Source organism: Synechocystis sp. FACHB-383 (assembly GCF_014698605.1).
GTDB lineage: Bacteria > Cyanobacteriota > Cyanobacteriia > Cyanobacteriales > Microcystaceae > Synechocystis > Synechocystis salina.
Map to the genome: position 1 here is coordinate 21,577 of NZ_JACJTJ010000048.1, position 6,158 is coordinate 27,734.

General features: G+C 46.2%; 7 protein-coding genes. 2 read left to right on the top strand and 5 right to left on the bottom strand.

The genetic code is table 11. The features are described from left to right. The first annotated feature begins 15 nt into the window (after nt 1-15). On the top strand, nt 16-264 hold the full coding sequence (locus H6G45_RS15405; RefSeq protein ID WP_190599287.1) for a DUF4926 domain-containing protein: 249 nt from the start codon (nt 16-18) through the stop codon (nt 262-264). Nucleotides 265-355: 91 nt separating this feature from the next. Here H6G45_RS15405 and H6G45_RS15410 read toward each other — a convergent pair whose 3' ends face one another. From H6G45_RS15410 to H6G45_RS15430, 5 genes are all read right to left on the bottom strand, one after another. Further along, nucleotides 356-802, bottom strand: coding sequence for a DUF2752 domain-containing protein (locus H6G45_RS15410; protein WP_190599288.1), 447 nt, complete (start codon nt 800-802; stop codon nt 356-358). Nucleotides 803-855: 53 nt separating this feature from the next. Continuing rightward, nucleotides 856-1,110: a CD225/dispanin family protein gene (locus H6G45_RS15415; protein WP_190599289.1), complete on the bottom strand. Its 255-nt coding sequence runs from the start codon at nt 1,108-1,110 to the stop codon at nt 856-858. Nucleotides 1,111-1,226: 116 nt separating this feature from the next. After that, nucleotides 1,227-1,697, bottom strand: coding sequence for a CYTH domain-containing protein (locus H6G45_RS15420; RefSeq protein WP_190599290.1), 471 nt, complete (start codon nt 1,695-1,697; stop codon nt 1,227-1,229). Further along, nucleotides 1,681-5,439 (bottom strand): hydantoinase B/oxoprolinase family protein, encoded by a 3,759-nt coding sequence (locus tag H6G45_RS15425; protein ID WP_190599291.1) that lies wholly within the window; start codon nt 5,437-5,439, stop codon nt 1,681-1,683. Before H6G45_RS15425 ends, H6G45_RS15420 begins: the two co-directional genes overlap by 17 nt. Nucleotides 5,440-5,532: 93 nt before the next feature. Next, the gene (locus H6G45_RS15430; protein ID WP_038530201.1) at nt 5,533-5,697 is read right to left on the bottom strand and encodes a YqaE/Pmp3 family membrane protein; all 165 of its coding nucleotides are present in this window, start codon (nt 5,695-5,697) and stop codon (nt 5,533-5,535) included. A 73-nt stretch (nt 5,698-5,770) separates the two neighbouring features. On the opposite strand from H6G45_RS15430, the gene H6G45_RS15435 reads away from it, so the two are divergent. Then, the gene (locus tag H6G45_RS15435; protein ID WP_190599292.1) at nt 5,771-5,914 is read left to right on the top strand and encodes a hypothetical protein; all 144 of its coding nucleotides are present in this window, start codon (nt 5,771-5,773) and stop codon (nt 5,912-5,914) included. Nucleotides 5,915-6,158: the final 244 nt, after the last annotated feature.

Sequence of the window (6,158 nt, forward strand, 5' to 3'; positions counted from 1 at the left end):
GGTGGAGATAGTTTAATGAATAGTACGGTAAATTTATTGGATGTGGTGGCTTTAACCGTTGATTTACCCCAGTACAACCTGTGGCGAGGGCAGGTGGGAACAGTAGTGGATATCCTAGCAAATGGCACAGCATTTGAAGTCGAATTTAGCGACCGCCATGGGCGGACCTACGAATCTTTAGGATTACGACTAGATCAAATAATAGTTTTACATTTTGAGCCAAAATTACCTGATAAAAAAGCGACAGTAGTTGTGGCATCATAAGGCTCCTGTTGTTAAAGATGGCATCAGTTTTACCCGTCACCGATGCCCATAAATCACTCTATTTAACTATTTAAACGATTGGAGTTTCAGATTAGGGGGCTAACCAAGAAAAAGGAGCAAAGGGGATATTTCTGGCCACCCAGTAAGCCAAAATTGCCTGCAATATGAACCAGATTACCTTGGGGGGAATAAACCAAACCAATAAAGTCCGCCCAGTAATGGTTTTTAGACCATAGGCAACGTAGGAGTAGATCATAAAGGGGAGGGAGATAATCATTAAAGGATTTAGTCCAAAAGCTCCCACTAAATTGCCATGGAGCAGTTGATGCAATGCCCGTAAAGTGCCGCAACCGGGACAGTAAAGCCCAGTTAAATTACGAAAGGGACTGGGGGGAAATAACTTCGATGAAGCGGGATCAAAGAGGAAAAGGAGAGTGCCAGCAACAACAATGGTCAGGGTTACCAAAATGAATCCTAAATACTCCTTGGCCTTAGGGGATAGTAATGGAGAGAGGGAATGATTTTTCAAGCTAAACATAGTATTCGTTGATGAATAGTGAACAACAGCAAAGTCAAAAAGTCTAACTTTAATTACTGACCAAAGATGGCGGCAAGCACAGCAAGAACAATATAGATAACGACAAAAATTATGCCGGCACCAAAGGACCACCAACAAAACTTTTTCGCTTCATTGGAAGCCCGCACAGCGCCTTCATAGTCCCCTGAAGCTAAACGGGAATTAACCTCTGAGGCTTTGATAATGGCCACAATGCCCAAGGGTAGGCAACAAAATAGGGTCACCAGAATGGATTGTGCCAAATAATTTGGTACATTTTGATTTGTCATATAACAAACTCATCTTTCATTAGACTGGAATATACCAGCCAGGATAGACAGAAATCAGCTTAATGGTTCATTTTGTTGCGTTTTCTTCACAATTTACCGAGATTGGTAGGCTGTGCTTAATTTGACCAATTTTTGTAGGGATGCTTGGCTAGATTTACGTTGTAATAACGGGCATCATTGGTCACTTCTTCGCCAATCCAGGGAGGTAAACTTATTTGTTCATCGGCGTCGGTTAATTCCACTTCCGCCAAAATTAGGCCCTGGTTATCCCCCAAAAATTCGTCCACTTCCCAGGTTTTACCTTGATAATCGAGGCAATAACGATATTTTTCAATCAAGGGCGGTGAGCAAAGCTCCGTCAAAATTTGATTGGCATCCACGGCCGGAATTTCATACTCAAATTCCAAGCGGGTCATGCCGGTATTTTTCCCTTTAATAGTGAGATAGGCCCGATCGCCAATGGTACGAATTCGGACAGTGGTTAGATCCTGGGTGGCAATGTAACCCTGACGGTATAAATAACCCTGGGCCAGACTCCGCCAACGGTCATCTTTAACGAGAAATTTACGTTCAATTTCGACGGCCATAACCTCCCCCTCCCGGTGTTTTAATTATTAGGCGATCGCCAGGGACCACATCCACCTGGGCACAACCATCTAACCGTAACTCATCCCCAGAATGACGTAGTAGCCAATTTTCCCCCACTGCCCCTGGCTCTCCCCCAGCCAAACCAAAGGGAGCCACCCGTCGCCGATTGGCCAAAATGGCCACCGATAGAGGCTGACGAAATTGAAACTGGCGCACAATGCCATTACCACCGGAGAATTGTCCCTCACCACCGCTGTGGGAGCGAATGGCAAACTGTTCTAATAACACAGGAAAACGACTTTCTAAAATTTCCGGGTCGGTTAAGCGGGAATTGGTCATGTGGGTTTGCACAGCGTCACAACCGGCAAAACTAGGGCCAGCCCCACTGCCCCCAGCAATAGTTTCATAGTATTGATATTGCCCATCGCCGAAGGTGAGATTATTCATGGTGCCCTGGCTAGCGGCCAGACATCCCAACGCTCCGTATAACGTGTCGGCGATCGCCTGGGATGTTTCCACATTACCGGCCACCACGGCCGCTGGGTATTGGGGATCGAGTAGACAACCAGGGGGAATAATAATCTTCAACGGTTTGAGACAACCAGCATTGAGGGGAATAGGTTCCTGGACGAGGGTGCGAAAAACGTATAAAACCACCGCTTGCACCACCGCTTTGGGCGTGTTGAAATTATGATTGCCCTGGGGAGAAGTGCCAGAAAAATCAATGGTGGCAGTACCTTGGGAAACGTTAACTGTGATAGCCACCGCAATGCGAATACCATTGTCCATTTCCGTCGTAAATTGACCAGACTTTAACTTGGCGATCGCCTGGGTTACGGCTTGTTGGGCATTATTTTGCACATGGAGCATATATTGCTGCACGGTGTTTAAGCCATACTGGGCCACCATATTTTCTAAACCCATTATCCCCCGCTGATTGGCGGCAATTTGGGCAGAAAAGTCAGCTAAATTTTGCTCAACATTACGGGCGGGGTAGGGACTATCTAATAAATGGGCTCGAATAGCTTCTGTTTGGAACTCTCCTCCTTTAACTAATAACTCGTTGTCAAATAAAATGCCTTCTTGGTTAATATTTTGACTGTGGGGCGGCATGGAACCAGGGGTAATTCCTCCCAAATCCGCTTGGTGGCCGCGGGAGGCAACGTAAAATAAAATTTCCTTGCCAGTCGGGTCAAACAGAGGCGTTATTACCGTCACATCCGGTAAGTGGGTACCACCGTTATAGGGATCATTGGAGAGATACACATCCCCCGGTTGCAATTGCTGACGGCGATCGCGCAGAAGCGCTTTAACACTTTCTCCCATGGAGCCCAAATGGACAGGAATATGGGGGGCATTGGCGACTAAATCCCCGTGGGAATCGAAAATGGCACAGGAAAAATCAAGCCGTTCTTTAATATTTACTGAACTGGCAGTATTTTGCAGGACAATGCCCATTTCCTCGGCAATGAATTGATAAAGGTTTTTGAATATTTCTAATCGCACTGGATCGACTAGAGTTCCATTACTATTTCCATCATTGCGATTGTTTAAATTAACTTTAAATTCATTTTGGCCATTAATTAAATCATCCCCATCTTCCGTGTTATTAGCTACTTTTTCCAACATTAAATGGCATGGTTGGGGTTCCCCTGGTTTTGCTGATCCCAACTGGGCTTGCCAACCCGGATCAATCACAATGGTGCCGGTGCCTTCCACAATCATGGCTGGCCCGGGAATTACCTGATGAGCCCCTAAATGCTGGCGTTGGTACACAGGAATGGAATGCCATTGGCGATCGCCATAGAAGTCCACCATTTCCACAGCCTGGGCCGGCTTTGTTACGGAATTTAAACAGGGCTCTGGGGGTAAATCCAGCGGTTGAATATACTCTAAACTAATGGAAGCAATGGTGAGGGGAGTACCCGTTTGACTAAAACCATAACGTTGCTGATGCTGATGGGTGAATTGTTCCGTTAAAATGGCTAAATCTTGGCAAAAATTGAGACTTAATGTGGTGTCAGTGCCCTGGTATTTCAGGTCGATTTGACGACGGATGGTGGGCGAATAATTAGGATTTTGTTCGTCATTATTGCTATTGTGATCAGTGGTGAAAGTCCCAGCCAATTGTGTTTCTAAGGTTTGATAATGGGCGAGTAAATTACTTAAATTGTCCGCCTTTAAAGGTTGCTCAACGGTCATGGCCCGGAGGGCCCTCTGTTCGGCCAAACCCATGCCATAGGCTGAAAGTACGCCGCTGTAGGGATGGAGAAAAATCTTGCTAATGCCCAGGCGATCGCCTAATCGACAAACCAGTTGCCCCCCTGCTCCCCCAAAGCAACAAAGGGTGTAATTCTCCAGGTCATAGCCCCGTTGTAAGCTAATTTTTTTAATGGCATTGGCCATATTTTCCACGGCGATCGCCAGAAAACCATCTGCCACTTCCACCGGGGTAGGTTGAGTTGCGGTGGATTGGGCAATTTGGGTGGCTAAATCGGTGAATTTTTCTTGAACAATATCAATATCTAAGGGTTGGTTTCCTTGCGGGCCAAACACAGGGGGAAAATAGTTTTTTTGCAATCTTCCCACCATCACATTGGCATCGGTCACTGTTAGCGGCCCACCCCGACGGTAACAGGCTGGCCCAGGGTTTGCCCCCGCAGAATCGGGCCCCACTTGGTATCTTTGTCCGTCAAATTTTAAAATGGAACCGCCCCCCGCCGCCACTGTATGGATGGCTAAGCTTGGTACCCGCAAACGGACTCCGGCAATTTCCGTTTCCCACAATCGTTCATAAGTGCCATTAAAATGGGCCACATCGGTGGAAGTTCCCCCCATGTCAAAGGTAATAATATTGCTGAATCCTGCCCGTTGGGAGGTTTTCACTGCGCCCACAATGCCCCCGGCGGGCCCAGACAGGATACTATCCCGCCCCTGGAAATGACTACTATCTACCAGCCCCCCATGGGATTGCATAAACTGTACTGTTATCCCTGGTAATTGCCCCTGCACTTGGTCAACGTAGCGCCGGAGCAGAGGGGAAAGGTAGGCGTCAACTACGGTGGTATCGCCACGATAAATGTATTTAATTAGGGGGCTAACTTCAGAAGAACGGGAAATTTGAGTAAAGCCAATTTTTTGGGCAATTTCAGCAATGATTAATTCATGGTCAGGATAGCGATAACTGTGCATTAAGGCGATCGCCACACTGCGAATTCCTTGGTCATAGGCCTGTTGCAAATCCCGGTTAATTTGATGCTGGTCTAGGGGTCGTAAAATTTCTCCTTGGGCATCAATTCTTTCCACTGCTTCAACGACTTGTTCATAGAGTAAACTGGGTTTTTTAATCTCTAAGGCAAAAATGTCCGGCCGATGCTGATAGGCGATCGCCAACCCATCCCGGAATCCTTGGGTCATTACCAAAACTACGGGGTCTCCTTTGCGCTCCAGGAGGGCATTGGTGGCCACAGTGGTACCCATTTTTACCAAGCTAACTTTTTCTGGGGTAATGGGTTCGGTGGTTCCTAAACCTAAAATGGTGCGAATGCCATGGATGACTGCATCGTTATAAAGTTCAGGATTTTCTGATAATAATTTAAATAAAATTACCGTTTCTTTTGTGGGTAGGGCAAATACGCTAAATCGTCCATCTTGAGCGCATTGTTGGGCCAACTTTTCATCTTTGGTAATGGCAACAATATCGGTAAACGTTCCGCCCCGGTCCACAAAAAATTTGGTCATGTTGAACTTGATTGGAGGGCAATAATCTGTGGCTAACCATGGCTGGCCAGACCAAGACTGAATCGTCTGGCCATGTTTCTTAAGTCAGATAGACTAATTTTCCCTGGCAATGACCCAAATCGCATGGACAAGGCCAAGGATGTATAGCCCAAAAATGGTTAGCAGTAAGTTAATCCAAAAGTCTTTGCCAATACCCACCTGCAAGAAGACTCCCAGGGGTGGCAAAAGAATCGCGCAAATGATTTTAACAATGTCCATCAGTTCACTCCAATGTGTTTTGATAACCAGGATTGTTTAAGGGCCCAACGGCAAAGGCAGGCAGAAGTGTCCCATGGACTATGCTATCCCATCCCCCCATGTTGACAAAGTTGGGTTTATAAATACTAGCAAAGTTAAGGTAAATACCCCGGTGTTGCCCTATCTCGTCCATTCCTATCTACGGCGATCGCCCCGTAAGGAGTTTAACGAAAGTTAATCAAACAGTTCTAAAGGAATGGGATCCTTTACGGCGGATTCTATGACGAGGTGGTACAATGAGGGACAAATATTCAGGGGAGTTCATCGAAAAGTAAAATGCCAGCTCTATCAGTTGATCTAAGAGAAAGGATAGTCAAGACCTATGAAGGTGGTGGAACCTCAATTAGAAAAGTAGCAGAGCAGTTTCAAGTAAGCAAAACGACCGTTCAGGATTTGCTTAAATTGAAACGAGAAACGGGACA

Bases quoted from the DNA above. Each gene is read 5' to 3' on its own strand.
- H6G45_RS15420 (WP_190599290.1), bottom strand. From the start codon at position 1,697: ATGGCCGTCGAAATTGAACGTAAATTTCTCGTTAAAGATGACCGTTGG.
- H6G45_RS15430 (WP_038530201.1), bottom strand. From the start codon at position 5,697: ATGGACATTGTTAAAATCATTTGCGCGATTCTTTTGCCACCCCTGGGA.
- H6G45_RS15405 (WP_190599287.1), top strand. From the start codon at position 16: ATGAATAGTACGGTAAATTTATTGGATGTGGTGGCTTTAACCGTTGAT.
- H6G45_RS15415 (WP_190599289.1), bottom strand. From the start codon at position 1,110: ATGACAAATCAAAATGTACCAAATTATTTGGCACAATCCATTCTGGTG.
- H6G45_RS15425 (WP_190599291.1), bottom strand. From the start codon at position 5,439: ATGACCAAATTTTTTGTGGACCGGGGCGGAACGTTTACCGATATTGTT.
- H6G45_RS15435 (WP_190599292.1), top strand. From the start codon at position 5,771: ATGGACTATGCTATCCCATCCCCCCATGTTGACAAAGTTGGGTTTATA.
- H6G45_RS15410 (WP_190599288.1), bottom strand. From the start codon at position 802: ATGTTTAGCTTGAAAAATCATTCCCTCTCTCCATTACTATCCCCTAAG.